The organism is Janthinobacterium sp. BCJ23 (genome assembly GCF_059617945.1).
Genome location: NZ_JCAQAW010000006.1, coordinates 1 through 18,250 on the forward strand (window position 1 = coordinate 1; position 18,250 = coordinate 18,250).

General features: G+C 56.8%; 10 protein-coding genes. All 10 read left to right on the plus strand.

Features of this window, described 5'->3' with window-relative positions; all coding sequences use genetic code 11:
* Positions 1-1,907: DUF2345 domain-containing protein (locus tag AC54AG_RS18975; RefSeq protein WP_496631280.1), on the plus strand; the 1,907-nt coding region annotated here is incomplete at its 5' end.
* Between the two features lie 55 nt (positions 1,908-1,962).
* Positions 1,963-5,016 carry a phospholipase D-like domain-containing protein gene (locus AC54AG_RS18980; protein ID WP_496631281.1) on the plus strand — a complete coding sequence of 1,018 codons (3,054 nt, stop codon included), beginning with the start codon at positions 1,963-1,965 and terminating at the stop codon, positions 5,014-5,016.
* A 28-nt stretch (positions 5,017-5,044) separates the two neighbouring features.
* On the plus strand, positions 5,045-6,400 hold the full coding sequence (locus AC54AG_RS18985; protein ID WP_139143531.1) for a T6SS immunity protein Tli4 family protein: 1,356 nt from the start codon (positions 5,045-5,047) through the stop codon (positions 6,398-6,400).
* Positions 6,401-6,522: 122 nt separating this feature from the next.
* Complete coding sequence (locus AC54AG_RS18990; RefSeq protein WP_496631282.1) at positions 6,523-9,327, plus strand: type VI secretion system Vgr family protein; 2,805 nt, start codon at positions 6,523-6,525, stop codon at positions 9,325-9,327.
* Entirely contained in the window at positions 9,314-10,237 is a 924-nt protein-coding gene (locus AC54AG_RS18995) for a DUF4123 domain-containing protein (protein WP_496631283.1), read from the plus strand. Before AC54AG_RS18990 ends, AC54AG_RS18995 begins: the two co-directional genes overlap by 14 nt.
* A gap of 45 nt (positions 10,238-10,282) precedes the next feature.
* A complete protein-coding gene (locus AC54AG_RS19000; protein ID WP_496631284.1) occupies positions 10,283-13,177 on the plus strand; it encodes a T6SS effector BTH_I2691 family protein in 2,895 nt (964 codons plus the stop codon).
* Positions 13,178-13,191: 14 nt separating this feature from the next.
* Positions 13,192-13,983 (plus strand): S24/S26 family peptidase, encoded by a 792-nt coding sequence (locus AC54AG_RS19005; RefSeq protein WP_139143530.1) that lies wholly within the window; start codon positions 13,192-13,194, stop codon positions 13,981-13,983.
* Between the two features lie 124 nt (positions 13,984-14,107).
* The gene (locus AC54AG_RS19010) at positions 14,108-14,899 is read left to right on the plus strand and encodes a hypothetical protein (RefSeq protein ID WP_496631285.1); all 792 of its coding nucleotides are present in this window, start codon (positions 14,108-14,110) and stop codon (positions 14,897-14,899) included.
* Positions 14,900-15,383: 484 nt separating this feature from the next.
* A complete protein-coding gene (locus AC54AG_RS19015; protein ID WP_070306025.1) occupies positions 15,384-16,175 on the plus strand; it encodes a hypothetical protein in 792 nt (263 codons plus the stop codon).
* A gap of 298 nt (positions 16,176-16,473) precedes the next feature.
* Positions 16,474-18,246, plus strand: a complete 1,773-nt coding sequence (locus AC54AG_RS19020) for a ShlB/FhaC/HecB family hemolysin secretion/activation protein (protein ID WP_331778754.1) — start codon at positions 16,474-16,476, stop codon at positions 18,244-18,246.
* The last annotated feature ends 4 nt before the right edge of the window (positions 18,247-18,250 follow it).

An 18,250-nucleotide genomic window follows, 5' to 3' on the forward strand; every position in this document is an offset into this window, starting at 1 on the left:
ATGAAATCTATTGCGACAGGCTGGGCCGGGTGCGCATCCGCTTTCACTGGCAACAGGAAACACATGCCACCTGCTGGGTGCGTGTGGCGCAGCGCGCGGCCGGCGGCGGCATGGGTAGCCAGTTCCTGCCGCGCATCGGCCAGGAAGTGCTGGTGCAATTTCTGGAAAACGATATCGACCGGCCCGTCATCGTCGGCGCCCTGTACAACGGCCAGGGCGAGGGCGGTACCAAGCCGACCCCGGGCGGTGTTGGCGGCGAGCCTGGCGACGCTGGCGTGTTCCAGCCGGCCCACGATCACGCGGTAGCGGGCCAGGGCAATGTGGCGGGCGGCAACAGTCCCTTGTGGCATGGCGCCGCTGGCGCCAGCGCGGCGCACCGCAATGCCAGCGCGCAATGGGGTATCCGCAGCAAGGAGTTCGGCAAGGCGGGAGGAGCGGCGGGCTACAACCAGCTGCTGTTCGACGACACCGACAGCCAGGGCCGGGTGCAGCTGAAAAGCAGCCATGCGGCCAGCGAACTCACTCTTGGCCACCTGATCCACGCGGCCGACAATTACCGGGGCAGCCTGCGCGGCGCGGGCGCCGAGTTGCGCACCGATGCGTATGGCGCGGTGCGGGCGGGCGCCGGGCTCCTGATTTCCAGCTACCTCGTCAACCACGACGCGCGGGCGCGCGATCCGGCCGGCGACAATGCGCCCGGCATGGCGCTGCTCAAGCAGGCGGCCAAGCTGGGCGAGACCTTCAGCGAGGCGGCCGTCACGCACCAGGGGGTGGCCTATGCGGCGCACCTGGGGGCGACGGCGCCCGGCAGCAGTGTGCTCGATGCCAAGGCCGCGCCGTTGCCGGCATTCTTGACCAGTGCCTCCGGCATGCTGAGCCGCGACAGCGTGGACGCCGCCAGGACCGACGCGGCCGGCAAACCCACGGCGCCGGCCGACGACAAGCTGCCGCACAGCAGCGACGCCATCATCGCGGTGGCGGCCAAGGCGGGCCTGGGCGTGGTGGCCGGCCAGGATATGCAATTGTCGAATGGCGAAACGGCAACACTGATGAGCGGGCTCGATACGCAGTTCGCCAGCGGCGGCCAATGGCGACTGCACACGGGCCAGGCGATCGGCATGCTGGGCGGCGTCGTCAAACCGGGCGAGGGCGAGCTGGGCGTCCAACTGGTGGCGGCCAGCCAGCCCATCGAGGTGCAGGCCCAGTCCGACGAGATCAAGGTGCAGGCGCGCGAAGAAATCAATGTCGCCAGCGCCAACGCGCACGTCGACTGGGCGGCGGCGAAAAGCATCCGCCTGTCGACGGCGGGCGGCGCCAACATCACGATCGAGGGCGGCAACATCACGATCCAGTGCCCGGGCAAGATCACCGTTTTTGCGGGCAAGAAGAGTTTTCTGGGGCCGGCAGGACTCGGTTATCCGCTGCCGCGCCTGCCGCGCTCCGAGCTGGCGCTGCGGCCCTTGAAATTCTTGCTGCGCCTGGCCGATACGCCGGGGCTGAAAGGCCATGCGCTGGCGCACACACCGTGGAAGATCACCCATGGCGCGCAACCCGACGGCATGGATTTCATCGACGACGACAAGCTGGTGGCGCAGGGTAAGACCGATGCATCGGGGAATATCAAGCTCAGCGATGCAGAGGAAGAAAAACTTGCCGCTGTCTATGCGAGCAATCCGGACCATACATGGATCGTGTATCCGGGCCACAGCGTGCGGCTGAACGTGGAAACCGAATCGCCCGACTGGAGCGACAAGGACAAGCTGTTCCATGCGATGCAGGCGGCGGACTTCAGCGCCGGACGCTACGGCACCATCTTCGAGGCGGCGGCGGCACCGCAGGCGCGCTATGCGAAAGAAGCGCTGGCTTCGCTGACCCTGAAAAACATCCTGCCGAAGGTGAAAGTCTGATGGCGACGCTTTCTTTCCCACTACGCCACGTCGGCAACAGACTGCGACATGTGTCATGACAAATAAAAATATCTCCCAACTGACGGCCGAGGACGGTACGCCGAGCGCGCCGGCCACGTCGGCGCCCGGCTGTTTCGTGCACGATGGCGAGGAACTGCCGAATTTCCCCAAGCATAAGTGGGGCAGCATCTTTTCCGAACAGCAAAAGGGTAACCGCGTCGAGTTCTATGTCACCGGCGAAGAGTATTTCACGGCCGTGGCCAAGGCCATCGAAGGGGCAAAAAAATCGATTTTCATCACCGGTTGGCAAGTCAATTTCGATGTCGAACTGACGGCGACGAAGACCTTGTTCGAATGCCTGGAAACGGCCATCGCCAGCCCCGCCGCGCCGAAAGTGTACGTGATGCCGTGGCTTTCGCCCAAGGTCGGCGTCGACACGGGCGACTTCGAAACCGTGCTGGCGATCTTCCAGCTCAATGCCGGCGTCGACGGCCCCGCCAAGGCGTTCGCCTTGCCGGCGATCGCCCAGAGCGACATGGAAGGCATGCTGGGCATCGGCTTTTCCCATCACCAGAAACTGGTGGTGATCGACGATGAGCGCGCGTTTGTCGGCGGCATCGACCTTGCCTATGGCCGCCGCGACAATGGCAAGTTTGCCCTCAGCCATGGCACGCGCAAGGGCAACGAGGTGTACAACACTTGCATCCCGGCCATCGACCAGATGAATAACGAAGCGCAAACGGCCTACCTGACGCGCGCCGAACTGCTGGCCGGCTGCATCGGCGGAAAAGTCGGTGGCGCGGCCACGTTCGCCACCTCGGCCATGGCCACGCCGGTCGCCGTCGTGCTTGACGTGGTGCAGGACGCCAAGAACGGCATCGCGCGGATATCGAAGAATATGTCCGCAAAATGGCAGGCGATCGACCTGATGCCCGACTTTATCGGCAAGCTGCAGGACATACCGATCGATGTCGCACAGGATATATCGCGCTGGGCTTACGGCCAGCTCGACAAAGGTTTGCGCGACAAGGTCGATGGCGTGCGCACCACGGGCAGCGCGCATGTGATCGACGGCGGCACGGCGCTGATGTCGTGGCTGAACGCCGGCTCGCTGAACAAGCTGCCGCCCGAATTGCGCAGCGGCACGGTCAAGCTGCTCGAGACCTTCGTGATCGGCGTCCTCACTTATCTGTCGACCTTGGCCGACGCGCGTCCCACGCGCTATGAAAACCTGAAAAAACTGCGCAAGATCATGCCGACCGGGGCCAAGACCTTCGCCGCCACGCAGCCGCGCATGCCATGGCACGACGTGCATGCGGCCATTGTCGGGCCGTCGGTAAGCGACTTGAGCCGCAATTTCATCGAGCGCTGGAATGGCATTGCCCAGCGCTATGAAAAATCGTACCAGGCCAGCATGCCGCCTGCGCTGATCAAGATGTTCCAGGCACTGGGCATGTCCGGCACGCCCAGATTGATATTGCAGCGCATCGCCGCCGCGCCGCCGCCGAATACGCATGCGCAGCCGGGCGACGCCTGGGTGCAAGTGTTGCGCAGCGCGCCGATGAAGCTGCTCAATGACGAGCGGGCCGCGCATGCGCGCGGTAGTAAACGTTCGGCCAGTCCGGAGTGGCCGCAGAACAATTGCCTCAAGGCGATGTTGACGGCGATTAATGGGGCGCAGAAATTCATCTATATCGAGGGCCAGTTTTTCCAATCGGAATATGGCGACGATGCGAGCAAGACCAGGCCGCTGTCCGGTCCCATGGCGGCGCTGCTCGATATCAGCAAGTCGCCGGCCTATGAAAAGTACGCGCGGCAGCTCGGCGTGTACGGCGTGCCGCCGGCGGAGATGATCGACAAGCTGATCTGGTCGCAGATCGACGATGTCAGGGCCGACATTACCGGTGGTGGCAGCGATTTCATGGCCGATCTGTTCAATGTGATGAGCAACTATGCCGATATCACCTCGACGCGCATGATGGGCAAGGAAGAGCCGGGCATCCTCAACCCGATCGGCCTGGCATTGTCGCAGCGCATCGAGCGCGCCATCAACGATGGCTTGCCCTTCCATGTCTACATGGTGCTGCCGGTACATCCGGAAGGCACGCTCGACACCCTCAATATCATGACGCAGCTGCATTTGACGATGCAGTCGCTGGTGTTTGGCAAGGATAGTCTGGTTAACCGGATCCGGCGCGCCATCCTCGTGCGGGATCTGCGCAAGAGCAAAAAACTCGGAGCGGAAGAGGCCAGGAAAACCGTTGCCGGCTACGCGCCGGACCGGCTGGCCGAACTGGCCGGCGACAAGTGGACCAGCTACCTGACCTTGCTCAACCTGCGTTCATGGGAAACCTTGGACAAGCGTCACGTGACGGAGCAGATTTATGTGCACTCCAAATTGCTGATCGCCGACGACCGGGTGGCGATCCTGGGCAGCGCCAATATCAACGACCGCAGCCAGCTGGGCGGGCGCGATTCGGAACTGGCGGTCGTCGTCAGGGATGACAACCAGACCGATGTCGAGCTCGATGGTGTCGATAGCGACAAGGTCAGCGTCAACGTGCATGACTTGCGGGTGCGCCTGTGGAAAAAACTGTTCGGCCTGACCGATGGCGCCACCCCGGCCAAGGACCTGATCAAGCACCTGTTGCGTCCGGCGGCCCCGGACACTTGGGAGGCGATTCAAAAAGTGGCGCTTGCCAATGCGGAAGCGTATGCCAAGGCCTTCGCTTTCCTGGCGCGGCCAAGCGGCAAGCCCAGCTCGATCTGGCCCACCTGGAATGCCAGGACGCGCAGTCTGGAACACCACATGCCGTTCCACGAGCGCTTCTGGCGCGATGCCGATATCTTGCGCGACAAATCGCATTCCTGGGAGGCGCAAACGCGCGCGCCCGAATCGGCTCCCGTGGGCGTGCAGGGTTTTATCGTGGCCTTGCCGGTCACCTGGACGGCAGGCGAAAACAATATATCTGGCATGAATCTGACCCTGCTGGCCCATCAGGAGAAGAAACGGCTGCACGATGTCGACCATCCATTGCCGCAAGAAACCTACGCCCACGTTGAATCAGGCAAACGCCCGCCAACCGGCCAGAGCGAAAGCGCGGCCTGAAGAATAGTGTATTTTTTGATTGCTACCCATGATGATAGTTCGTTTTCCGCGTAGTGCCGTACGCCATCTCGCCGCTCTCCTGCTGTTTGCAGGCGCGCATGGCGACGGCATGGGCGCTGAGCAGGCCGATCCGGCGGCGCCGTCGCGCAAGCCGACGGCGCAGGAACTGATGCAAGCGACCGCATCCGGTTACGTGACGCCGGCCGGCACGGCGCGCGAATGCCTGGGGCGGCTGGTGTTCGACGTGCATGCGCCGGTGCAATGGCCGACCCGCTACAAGGACGCTTCCGACACGGGTATCTTTTACCGGTCTTTCAGCGAGGAAGTATTTCACCAAGGTGATGAGATACAGGTTGGAAATGTCCGCATCGGCGTGCTGGGGCCGCTAGGCAAGGAAGACCTGGCCGCCTTGCGGGAAGCCATGCCGCAAGCGAGGATCGACAGGCTGCAGGCGCTGCTCAAGGACGATGAGGCGGAACTGGCCCAATTGAAAGGCCAGCCTGCCAACGCCAGGACCCGCCAGGCGAGTTATCTGGCGCAGAAGTCGGTCATCGGCAGGCAGGCGCAGATCAAGGAACTGCAGAGCAACTACCAGGCATTTGATTCCGGCCTGCCCGGCAGTGAAGGCTACCGCAGCAGCGAAGGGTCGGGAACGGTCAACCCCATGCGCTACTCCATCTATCGCAGCCACCTGAAGCGCGGCGATTATGTCTACGTGTTTGAATCCACGCAAGAAATACGCGACAAGGATAGCGAGGCAGCGCATGGCCAGCAGTTCATCCGCTTCCTGAAAAGCTTCCGCCCGCGCGCCGCCAATGAAGTGCCGAAAGACTTGGGCCTGTGCATTCCGCATGGCTTTATCGCTGACGATGGTAAGACGGTCAGCGCCATCAAGCAGTCCTTGCGCTGGCCCGACGCGCCCGGCGTGTTGTATACGATCAGCACCGGCAATGTCGATCCGCGCGCCTTGAAAGTGCCGCTGGTCCAGGCGGCCGCCACCGGCGGCATCGGCAAGTACGGCAGCCGCGGCGAGCAGGAAGCCCAGCCTTTCATTGTCGAACGCATCGCGCCCCGTAGCGCCCGCATCGGCGCACTGACGGCGCAGCAGGGCGGCGTGGCGCTGAAAGTGAGCCGGCCCGGCAGCATGCCGTTTGAAACCTATACGGTATTTACCGGTTACGCGGGATGGCTGGGTACGGCAGTGCTGCCCTACATCCTGATCGAACTTAACAGCCGCAGCATGGAGCAGGCGCCGGAACTGAAGCAGAATCCGCCGCCGTTCAAGACCAGCTACACGCGCCTGGAAACCTTGTTGAAGAGTACACATTTGCGGCCCACGGAACCGGCCATGCCGGAACTGCGCGGCCTTAACGGCTCGCAATGATTGCCGCAGTCCGGATTTCAATCGAAACACTCTTGCTATAACGAAATTTCTAGGGTGTAATGGCTTTGATAAAAGTGCTTATTTACTAATTTTATGCGGTAAGCCGCGTGATGGAGTTCCGGATGTCCATGTCCTTGCCCGCCAGTTTCACGCAAGCCAGCAGATTGTTACAGCTGACCACGCCCCTCGGCGCTGACCGCCTGCTGGCCGAATGCGTGCGCGGCGAGGAGGGCTTGAGCACGGGCTTCGTGTTCCAGATCGCGGCCCTGTCGACGGACGCCGCCATTTCCTTGCGTACCTTGATCGGCCAGCCGGCCCTGCTGCAATTGCTGACCGCGACCAGCGCCGACGCGCTGCGCCCGTTCCACGGCCACATCACCGCCGTCGAGCTGGTTGGCGCGAACGGCGGCATGGCGCGCTATCAGTTGACATTGGAACCGTGGAGCACGTTTCTTGCCCACGGCCGCGACAGCCGCGTGTTCCAGGACATGACGGTATTCGACATCCTCGACGCGCTGTTTGCCGCTTATCAGGCGCAAGGCAAGCTGGCGCCGGCCTGGCGTTTCGATATTCTCGACCGAGCGGCATACCCGAAACGCAGCCTGAGCACCCAATACCAGGAAAGCGACTGGGCCTACGCGCAGCGCCTGATGCACGAGGAAGGCCTGTTTTATTACTATGAGCATAGCGGCGATCCGGGCAGCCCCAGCCTGGGCAGCCACTGCCTGGTGATCGCGGACCATAACGGCGCGTTCAAGCCGAATGCCCAGAGCAGCATCGATTTCACGCAGCCGGGTGCCGTGATGAAGGTCGACAGCATCGACCGCTGGCGCACCGAATTGCGCCAGCAGACCAATGCCATCGCCATCGGCAGCTGGGATTACCGCTCGCTCGACCAGCGTGTCGCCAGCGCGACGGGTGCGGCGCAGCAGGTGGAGCTGCTCAGCCGCGACGCGCCCGGGGCCTATGCCTACGCCTCGCGTGAGCAGGGCCAGCGTATCGCGCGCAACCAGTTGCAGGCGCTTGAAGCGGGCAAGGAAGTCCATGTGGCGGCCGGTACCGTGCGTACCTTGTCGCCGGGCACCACGTTCAGCTTGCAGGGACAGCCGGTGTTCGACCAGGGTAGCGACGACGCACGCAACTTCCTGGTCGTGCGCACGGTGCACCTGATGCACAACAACCTGAGCGCGGATCTGCAATCGTCTGTTGTGCAAACGCTCAAGACGGGCTTGCTCGATGCGGCCATCCGCAAGGAGCAAGCGGGCAGCCTGCACCGCATGCCCGCGCTGCTGGGCGCCATTGCCGAGCGGCCCCTGTACCGCAACCGCATCGATGCCATCCGCAGCAACATTCCTTATCGCGCCAGCGGCAAGGACCAGCATGGCCGGCTGCTGCATCCGCGCCCGACCGTGCATGGCCAGCAGACGGCCGTCGTGGTGGGCCCGGCTGGCGCCGCGATTCACACCGACCGCGACCACCGCATCAAGGTGCAATTTCACTGGCAGCGCGGCGTCACGAGTCACAGCCGCCTCGACCATCCGCAAGGCGGCAAGCATACTGGTGCGCCTGGCGACGACAGTGCCGGCACCTGGGTGCGCGTGGCCTCCACCATGGCGCCGGTGGCGGGCGCCAACTGGGGTGGCCATGCCTTGCCGCGCATCGGCCAGGAAGTATTGATTGATTTCCTGGAAGGCAATATCGACCGGCCGCTCGTGATCGGTGCCGTCTACAACGGCCAGGGCACGGCCGATGCCCAGAATAATCGCGTGTCCCATGGCGCCGGGCCCGCCACCGGCAATGCACCGGCCTGGTTTCCCGGTGAGGCGGGCGCGCATGCTCACCCGGCCGCGTTGTCCGGCATCAAGAGCCAGGCCATGCAGGCCAGCCAGCAGGGCGGCGCGGCGTACAGCCAGCTCGTGTTCGACGACAGTCCGGGTCAGCCGCGCGTGGCCCTGCAGCGCCATGCCGGCGCGCACCAGGGTACTGCCGAGCTGAATCTCGGGCACTTGCGCCATCAGACGGACAACCAGCGGCTGGCCGCCGCCGGCTTCGGCGCCGAACTGAAAACCGAGCACAGCGCCGCGCTGCGTGCGGGGCAGGGGCTGCTGCTGTCGACCGACGGGCGTACCAACGCCAGCGGCACGCAGATGGATACGAAGGAAGCCACGGCCCAGATCGAACAGAGCCTGGCCTTGCTGACTTCGCTTGCCGAGACGGCGCAAAAGCACAAGGCTGTGTTCGGCGGTGGGCAAGGCCAGGCCGAAACGGCGCCCGATACCTTGCCTGCACTGAAACAATTGGCGAACAGCATCGACATGCTCAAGGGCACGACGGGCACAGGCGACGGCCAGGCAACGGCCTACGGGGCGCCCCAGTTGCAATTGTCCAGTCCGGCCGGCATCGCCGCCACCACGCCGCTCAATGCGCTTTTCGCCGCCGGCAATACGAGCAGCATCGCGGCAGGGCAGGACATCAATTTCGGCGCGCAAGGCAACCATTTTCATGCGATCAGTTCCGGCATCAGCCTGTTCACCTATGGCAAGGCCAGCAAAGCCGATAAACCCAACCAGGAAACCGGCATCCGCCTGCACGCCGCCAGCGGCAAGGTCAGCAGCCAGAGCCAGTCCGATGAAACAAAATTAACCGCAGACAAGGCCGTGACCGTGGCCAGTGTCAGCAAAAGCGTCAATATCAGCGGCAAGCAGCATGTGCTGATGACAGTGCAGGGCGCCTATATCAAGCTCGAGGGTGGCAATATCGAAATCCATGGACCCGGCAAGATGGAATTCAAGGCCGGCATGAAGGAGTTCACGGGGCCGGCCAGTGCCAGCCCTGTACCCCTGGCCTTGCCAATGGGACAATTGAAAGGCTGTGCGCTGAAACTTCTCGATGCCACGATGGCGGGAGCGGCCGGTGTCAAACGATAATTCACCGTCGCCAACCGTATCGGCGGTGCGCGCCGATGAAGTGCTGTACAACGTGGCCCGCGACTATGACAGGACCGTCGTCCTGATCGACCAGTTCATCGACAATCCCCTGCGCGAGGCGATCGAAGCCCTGTCGCCGCCCGCGGCCAGCGTGCTGCTCGATGACCCGATCTTCGAGGATGACTTGCAACGCGCGCCGATGCTGCTCGAACTGTCAAACCGCCGGCCCGAGCACTACGCGCTGGTCGAACAGAGCCTGAAGCTGGCGCTGGAGCAGCAAGCCGAAGCGGGCGCGGTACCCCGGATCTGTGCCTGGCTGTTTGGCCAGGCGACCCTGGAGCGCTTGCGCAGCGCCATGCTGGCGCGCCTGAATGTGCGCTATCCGTCCGGCGACGCTGTCTACCTGCGCTATTTTGACCCGCGCGTCATGCCGCATCTGGCAAGAGTGTTGCCCCCGTCTAGCGTGGCAGGCCCAGGGGGGGGCAGCAGTTTTTCCGATCTGCTCGGTCCTGTTGAAAAATGGTGCCAGCTCGACCGCGATGGGCAGCTGATCCAGCATGGCCATGCGCAGCCGGTGTCGGCGCTACAAGACATTCCCCTGCGTATCGATGAGCCGACCATGCAGGCGATGGAGCGCATCGAGCAGATCAACCTGGTGGTGCGCATCCTGCGCGCAAGGCAAACGGCAATCGGGCCTGGCATCGATGCGCAAATCGACCACCATCTTGTCCACAGCGCAAGTGCGGGCCTGGAGCAGGCTGACGATCAGATCGCCTATGCTTGGCGCGCCGTTGAATACGGCCAGGCCTTCACCTTGCACCCCGCCCTCGGGGAACTGATGCGGATGGCAGCGACGCAAGGCTTGCCGCTGGACATAGTATTGAAAGCCCGTCTGCATTCCCTGGACTGATGCCCAGCAGGATGGCCGCGTGCCGCACACCTAACAGGAAGAGCGATGAAAGACTGTAAATTCTGCGATAAAAACGGCTTGTTCATCTTGCCCTTGCGCTATGCGGCAGTGGTGGGCGAGGGGGCGGCCGGCAGCGTGCCCGCGCTGCCAGGCAAGCTGGGCGACAAGGTCAAGCACATCAAACTGGAAAACGCCAGCTATGCGCCGCGCCTGCTGCGCTCCGGCTTCCTGTACGTGCTGATCAAGCGGTCGGGATTGCTGTATTGGGAGGGCTATTTTGCCGACGACGACGCCTTTCTGTCGAAATTCCCCGTCGATACACCGCCCTCGGCGGCCATGACTTTCTCCTGCGACCGCACCACCTGCGGCATCAATGCCAGCCTGATCGCGATCGACAAGATCGAGTTTGTCGAAAAAATTTATCTGCTGTTTACGCCGACTGCCATGACGACAGATCGGCTGGACGCCTATGCGGCCAATGCCGACGCCAGGGTTGGAACTGGACAGATGCAGGTATTCCTGCCGAAGGAATGGGCGGCAGGCAGTACCGAACAGCCGCACAGCCTGAAGCCAGAAGAGCTGGGCAAATACGTGCCCGAGGCCGTACTCGCCCGGCAATATCAGAATGCCTGCAAGAGCCCCTTGGGGAAAACCCTCATGCAGCAGCTCTACATGGCAAGTTGCGATGCTTATGAAGGCATGGCAAATCTTCCGCTAGCGACGCCGGGCGGGCGGATCGGGAAGCTGGAAGAGAAAATGGTGGCGACCAAGGCGGCAGCCTTTGCTGTGTTTGACCCGATCGGCATCACGCAGGAATTGAACGATTTTCGTAATGCCGCCCTACAACCGCTTGAGGATTTTCTTGGGCAGGTTGACAAGGAAAAAGTCAGCAACCGGCGGAAGATGGACGTCATGGTCGGTATTGATGATATCAAGGACTGTGTCGTCAAATATGGCGTAGAAATCAGAAAGAAAAATCTTGATGACATGGATTTGAGGGCACTTCCGGACATCAATAAAAATAACGCTGAATTGCTCAGGAAATTAAATCGGGTAAAAGAAGCTGAAATAATCGAAGAGAGAATAAGAAAAACTTCTGAAGCGAGAGAGAAAAGGCGCGAGCAGATTCTTGCGGGCAGTGAACAGGATGCGCGCGAAAAATTCGAGAAAAAATATGAATCGCTCATCTCTGTCTCGGAAATTGATTTGCTTCGGAAAACCCTGGATAAACTGTCGCGAGAAGCTGAGGCAAAATCGAAGAAGAGAACCGCCGATCATGCCAGGTGGGTGATATCCACGGAACTGGTTGACGCATTTGATAGTTATGATGAAGAAAATATCAGCAGCGGTTTTTGCTTTAATTTTGAATATTCCCGGTGTGTGTTTGGCATGTTCGCGAGTACGGAAAATGCGCCTGTTCTTAAAAGTTGGATGGATGTAAATTCAATTGAAAGAAAAAATTTGTACATGCGTTCAAATTTTTACAATCATAAATCTTTATACGATGCAGCGGAAAAAGCTTTCAAGGAAGCTAAAGACCAGGTCGAGGCTGCCGGAGATATTTCAAAAGTACAGGCGGCGCCGTGGTTAAAGGCCTGCAAAGGCCTGATTGATTCCTTTAAAAAAATTGATTCCGCATGGGATGAATGGTTGCGCGATAGCGGGGTCCTGAAAATTCACAACAAGGACCCATCGGCCAGTACAAAAAAGCCGATAGTAAATTTATCAAAATATCATCGAACTGCGGAGGGGATGGCATTTGCAAAAATATCGGAGTGGACTCAGGCACTGTCCACTAAAAGCGGGAAGCTGGACAAGGCAATTTCCGGCGTCGTCGGTGTATTGCTGTACTCTAAGTTAGCCGATCTTGCTGAAAAGATAACTTTCGAAGAATTGATGGTTCCTCTAAAGCAAAAAAATATTGATGAATTAAGAGAAAAATCCAAGAAATACGCTGAAACGCTGAAAACGGAAAGTAAAAAAAATAAATTAGAGCAAAGCATAGAAAATAAAGCTGAGCGTCTAGCGCGAAAAGAGGCCACCAGAATTGCTCAGGCAGATGCGGCAAAAGTGGAAGGGAGCATAGAAAAACTGATAGAAGATGAACAGGCAAAGGTAAAAAACAAGGTCAAGATTGCACTGGACGAATTAGATGTGGGTAAAAGGCCCGAGACCAATAACTTTCGCCATGCCCGCATGGGTGTCCTTTTAATGTCAATTGAAAGCCTTTCCCTGGCAACAAAATTGCCTCATTTTCAGGATTCTCCCAGACTAAAGGCTGAGGTGGCAGCCTCAATATTTTCACTGAGTAGTATAACGTTTGACCTGATCTATGCTGTGACAAAATCTATACGGGAAATTTTACCTTATAGTAAAATTAACGGGATAAATAAGGCGGCAGATATTATTCGCGGCGGATTCAAAATGGCTGCGGGGGTACTGGGGGCTATTTCGGGTTTCATTGTAGTTTGTTTGGATATTCTTTCGGCTTATGATGAAATAAAGAAGGAACGATCTAATGGGGTTTTGGTGGGAATTTACACTAGCCGAGCTGTTTTTGGTGCAATAAACATGGGTTTGGGCTTGGCCGCTGCATTATCCTACGGCGCTCCTTTATTGGCGCGATTGGCAGGATCCCAATTGGCGAAAAATTTCAGTTTTTCTTTGAAGACAATAAATTATTTTGGTGGATTGGCACAAAGCCTGGTAGGTGGCAGAACTATTTTATTGATAAGGTTGGCTCGGTTTAATCTGATTGGTTTAGGGATAACTGTTGTCGAAGTCGGATATCGAGTATGGATCATGGACGATGAATTGGAAAATTGGTTTCAAGCGTGTAGCTTTAGAAAGGAAAGAGGATGGTTTTCTGAGAAACCATTTGCTACTGTTGAACAGGAGCTAATGGAGTTGCAGAAAGCTTTGAAGGCAATACAATCATAAATTTTGAGGTTAGTGTGACAGAAGAGAAAAATGAAGACATGTTTTCAAATGAGGTTTTCTTTACACTGGAAGGAAAAATCACAGATTTTCAGACTGCTGCAACAACTATAAACTTACTCAGGAAAATAGAAAAAAATATTGAGGAGAAAAACCTTGCAGGTGGCGTCGCAGCGGCCATCAATGGCATGCCTGGAACATTGGCAACGTCAGCCATGCTAAGTTTTTACGATGGCGAAGATATGCATACTTTTGCCGGGCTGGTCAATGGCGAAGTAGTCTGTGGTGTTTTTGATGATGCGGACAAGATCAGGGATGGCGATGTCGTCAAATTGGTCGTGGCAAGAAGGGGTGATGTCCTGCACGTACACAGCCTTCTTCGTATAGAGGATAGCCTCTTATTGATGCCTCTGAATGCTTATTGCGGAGAACGCGCTTTTTTATGGAATTGCATGAGATTTGCAAGAAACATGACGTTATTTGTTTGGGTTGTTTTATTTTCTGGATTTTTTTTATTGATCGATGTATCAATGGAAAAGAAAGAAAATTTAATTACAGCATTTGGCGCAATATTGTTGATACCTCCGTTGTTTTGTTTTCCTTTCGAATACTGGACATATAAGAGTATGCGTGGTTATTCAGTCTACGCTGAGAAAATTTTCCTCGCTTATGGTTTCCCAAAGCCAGATGTATTTGATGCTCGCAGAGGGATTACTTTTTTCGAAAATAATGGAAATGGATTTTTTGCGACGAATTGTGAGCTTGCTCTGAAAAAACACAGGTTGAAGCACAAGATTCCACCTGCTTGATAAATATGTAACTTTATGAAAAGAAGAGGGGGCTAGCGAATAGTTGTTTGATTCTGGTGAAAAAAACGATGGAGTTACATAAAGCATTAAAGGTGGCTCAAGCAGAACTGTTAGGAAGCGCATCATGGCCGAAGAGAATATTGAAAAAACATCTTCCGAAGGGGATTTTTTTACAGTGGAAGGAAAGCTCACGGAATTCCATATGGCTGCAACAAATGTGAATTTACTTGATGAAATCGAAAGCAGCTTTGTGGAAAAAAATTTGGCAGGTGGCGTTGCCGCCCTCATCAACGGCATGCCAGGGGCATTGGCAAATGCCGCCATGCTGAGTTTTTACGATGGCGAAGATATGTACAATTTTGCCGGAATGGTCAGCGGAAAATTAGTGTGTGGTGTTTTTAGAGACGCTGATAAAATCAAGGATGGCGATATCGTAAAATTGGTGGTGACACAGAGAAATGACGTGCTGTACGTGCACAGTTTGCTCCGTATTGACGATAGTTTGTTGCTGATGCCATTGAATACCTATTGCGGAAAGCGAGCTTTTTTCTGGAGTTGCATGAAGTTTGCGCGGAATATGATACTGTTTATGTGGATTATGGCTTTTGCTGCCTTTTTTTCATATGTTGATATATCAGTTGAAAAAAAAGAATATTTAATTGTGGCATGTGGAATTATATTCCTGGCTCCTTTAGTTTTTTGGTTTCCTTTCGAATATTGGAGCTTCAGAACCATGCGTGATTATTCGATATGTGCGACAGAAATTTTCGCTGCCCATGGTTTTCCAAGACCTAGTGACTTTGATATGCGAATGGGTGCTACTTTATTTAAAAATCAAAGCCATGGCTTTATTGGATATAGTTGTGAGTTGGCTTTGAAGAAACACCGGTTGAAATATAATATTCAATCTTCCTGATAATTTTTTTTAATTTTGAAGTTCGATCTCAGTTACTCCCTGCGCGGAATTGATGGGTTATTGGAAATATATTATTGGTATCAATGGAAAAAAGAAAATTTAATTACAGCATTTGGCGCGATATTGTTGATGCCTCCGCTGTTTTGTTTTCCTTTCTAATGCTGGACATATAAGAGCATACGTGATTATTCTGTATGCGCTGAGAAAATTTTCCTCGCTTATGGTTTCCCAAAGTCAGATGTATTTGATGCTCGCAAAGGGATTACTTTTTTCGAAAATAATGGAAATGTATTTTTTGCAACGAATTGTGAGCTGGCTCTGAAAAAACACAGGTTGAAGCACAAGATTCCATCTGCCTGATAAATATGCGACTTGAGGAAAAGAAGTGGGAGCTAGCGAATAGCTGTTTGATTCTGGTGAAAAAATTGATGGAGCTGCATAAGGCATTAAAGGCGGTTCAAGCATAATTGTTAGGAAGCGAATCATGGCCGAAGAGAATATTGAAAATACATCTTCCGAAGGGGATTTTTTTACAGTGGAGGGAAAGCTCACGGAATTCCATATGGCTGCAACAAATGTGAATTTACTTGATGAAATCGAAAGCAGCTTTGTGGAAAAAAATCTGGCTGGTGGCGTTGCAGCCGTGATCAACGGCATGCCAGGAGCCTTGACAAATGCCGCCATGCTGAGTTTTTACGATGGCGAAGATATGTACAATTTTGCCGGAATGGTCAATGGAAAAGTAGTGTGTGGCGTTTTTAGAGACGCTGACAAGATCAAGGATGGCGATATCGTAAAATTGGTGGTGACACAGAAAGAGGATGTGCTGTACGTACACAGTTTGCTGCGCATCGACGATAGCTTTTTTATGATGCCATTGAATGCTTATTGCGGAGAGCGTGCTTTTTTCTGGAGTTGCATGAAATTTGCAAGGAACATGACATTCGCTGTTTGGATAATTCTTTCACTTATGCTTCTTTTTTCTATCGATGTATCGTTAGAAAAAAAAGAGCATTTAATTACGATGTTTGGCATCATATTTCTGATGCCGCTAATTTTTTGTTTTCCTTTTGAGTATTGGAGCTTTAGAACCATGCGTGACTATGCGGTCTATGCGACAGAAATTTTCGCTGTCCATGGTTTTCCAAGGCCAAATGACTTTGATATGCGCGAAGGCGTTACTTTATTCAAGGATCACAGCTATGGTTTTATTGGGTATAGTTGTGAATTGGCATTGAAGAAGCATAGGTCGAAATACAAAATTCAGTCTGCTTGATAATTTCAAAAATAAATTTCCCGTTCAGAAAATATCTAGCTTGGCAGTGATCGTCCAGGCTGCTGCAGGCACGCTAGGTGCTGTTCCAGCGTACAGGCAGCGACAAGTGACGGAGATCTTGTCGCAGGCTTCAGCATGATCGTGGGGTGCTCAAGACGATATCTTTGATTACTAGTGGTAATTGGATAGATGAAAAGTAGTTACCAAAGAGGTAAAGTTCTCAAGAAATAAATAAAGTTGCCCGGTAGAAATAATTAATTTATAATTTCCTTACGTAAATAATTATTTAAGGCAACATATGCACCTGCGCTTGACGCCATGGTGCGGTGTATTTTTGTTTAGCGGCACCCTGTGTGCCGCCGTGTCCGCGCAGACCCGTCCCGAAATCGCGCCGCCCCTTCCCACCACGCCTGGCAGCAGCCAGCGCGACGATGCCAGCCAAGAATTGATACGCCAGCAAGAGCGCGAGCGCGTCCTGCGCCAGCAGCAGGAACGCAATCCCGACGTGCGCCTGCTCGAGGCGCCTGCCGCGGTGTCAGCAAACCGCTTGCCGACGGGCGAATCGCCGTGTTTTACGATTGACCATCTTGTGTTGCGCGGCGAGGATGCGGCGCAGTTCCAGTGGGCATTGAACGCCACCAACCGCGACGACCTGGGCGCGCCGGATTCTCCGCTGGGCCGTTGCCTGGGCACGCAGGCCATCAATGTACTGATGGGCCGCATGCAGAACGCCATCATCGCGCGCGGCTACGTCACCACGCGCGTGCTGGCCGAGCCGCAGGACTTGAGCAAGGGTAGTTTGGCCTTGAGCGTGATACCGGGGCGTATCCGCCAGATCGGTTTTGCGCCCGGCACGAATCCCCGGGCCACCTGGTGGAATGCCGTGCCGGCGCGGCCCGGCGACTTGCTCAACGTGCGCGATACGGAGCAGGCGCTGGAGAACTTCAAGCGCGTGCCGACGGCCGAGGCCGATATCCAGATCATGCCGGCCGAGGGCGGCAACGCCAAGCCGGGCGAGAGCGACCTGCAGATCCAGTGGAAGCAGGGCTTGCCGTTTCGGCTGGCGCTGGGCCTCGATGATGGCGGTTCGCGCTCGACAGGCAAGCTGCAGGGCAGCGTGACCCTGTCGTACGACCACTGGCTGACCCTGAACGACCTGTTTTACCTGAGCCTGAACCAGAACGTCGACGGCGACCGCAACGGCCCGCGCGGCACGGGCGGCATGGTGGCCCACTATTCGATTCCCTACGCCTACTGGCTGTTGGCCTTCACGGCCAGCGACAGCCATTACCACCAGTCCGTGGCCGGCATCAGTCAAGACTACAACTACAGCGGCGCCAGCCAGAACAAGGAAGTGAAACTCTCGCGCCTGGTGTACCGCGATGCGTCGCGCAAGACGACGGTGTCCTTGCGTGGCTGGCAACGCGCCGCGCAGAATTTCATCGACGACACGGAAGTGGAAGTGCAGCGCCGCCGCATGGCGGGCTGGGAACTGGGTATCGGTCATCGCGAATTCATGGGACAGGCCACCTTGGACTTGAACCTGCAATACCGGCGCGGCACGGGCGCGATGCATGCGATGGCGGCGCCCGAGGAAGCATTTGGCGAGGGCACGTCGCGTTTCAAACTCGTCCTGGCCGACGCGGCCCTGTCGGCGCCGTTCAAGCTGGCTGGCCAGCCGCTGCGCTACGCGGGCAGCTGGCGCATGCAGCACAACCGCACGCCGCTGGTGCCGCAAGATCGCTTTGCCATCGGCGGGCGCTACACGGTACGTGGCTACGACGGCGAAAGCAGCTTGTCCGCCGAGCGCGGCTGGCTGCTGCGCAATGAGCTCGGCGTGCCGCTGGGCAGCAGCGGCCAGGAAGCGTATGCCGGGCTGGACCACGGCGAAGTGTCGGGGCCATCCGCCGAATGGCTGATTGCGCGGCGCCTGACGGGCGGCTTCGTCGGTTTGCGCGGCCAGTGGCTGGGCGTGCAGTACGACGCCTTTGTCGGCTGGCCCGTGCGCAAACCCGAGCTGTTCCGCACGGCCAGCCATACGGCCGGCTTCAGCCTGAACGCCAGTTACTAAGACG

Excerpts from the sequence above, each read along its gene's own strand:
- AC54AG_RS19015 (WP_070306025.1), top strand. The coding sequence starts at position 15,384 with ATGGCCGAAGAGAATATTGAAAATACATCTTCCGAAGGGGATTTTTTT.
- AC54AG_RS18985 (WP_139143531.1), top strand. The coding sequence starts at position 5,045 with ATGATGATAGTTCGTTTTCCGCGTAGTGCCGTACGCCATCTCGCCGCT.
- AC54AG_RS18990 (WP_496631282.1), top strand. The coding sequence starts at position 6,523 with ATGTCCATGTCCTTGCCCGCCAGTTTCACGCAAGCCAGCAGATTGTTA.
- AC54AG_RS19020 (WP_331778754.1), top strand. The coding sequence starts at position 16,474 with ATGCACCTGCGCTTGACGCCATGGTGCGGTGTATTTTTGTTTAGCGGC.
- AC54AG_RS19010 (WP_496631285.1), top strand. The coding sequence starts at position 14,108 with ATGGCCGAAGAGAATATTGAAAAAACATCTTCCGAAGGGGATTTTTTT.
- AC54AG_RS19000 (WP_496631284.1), top strand. The coding sequence starts at position 10,283 with ATGAAAGACTGTAAATTCTGCGATAAAAACGGCTTGTTCATCTTGCCC.
- AC54AG_RS18980 (WP_496631281.1), top strand. The coding sequence starts at position 1,963 with ATGACAAATAAAAATATCTCCCAACTGACGGCCGAGGACGGTACGCCG.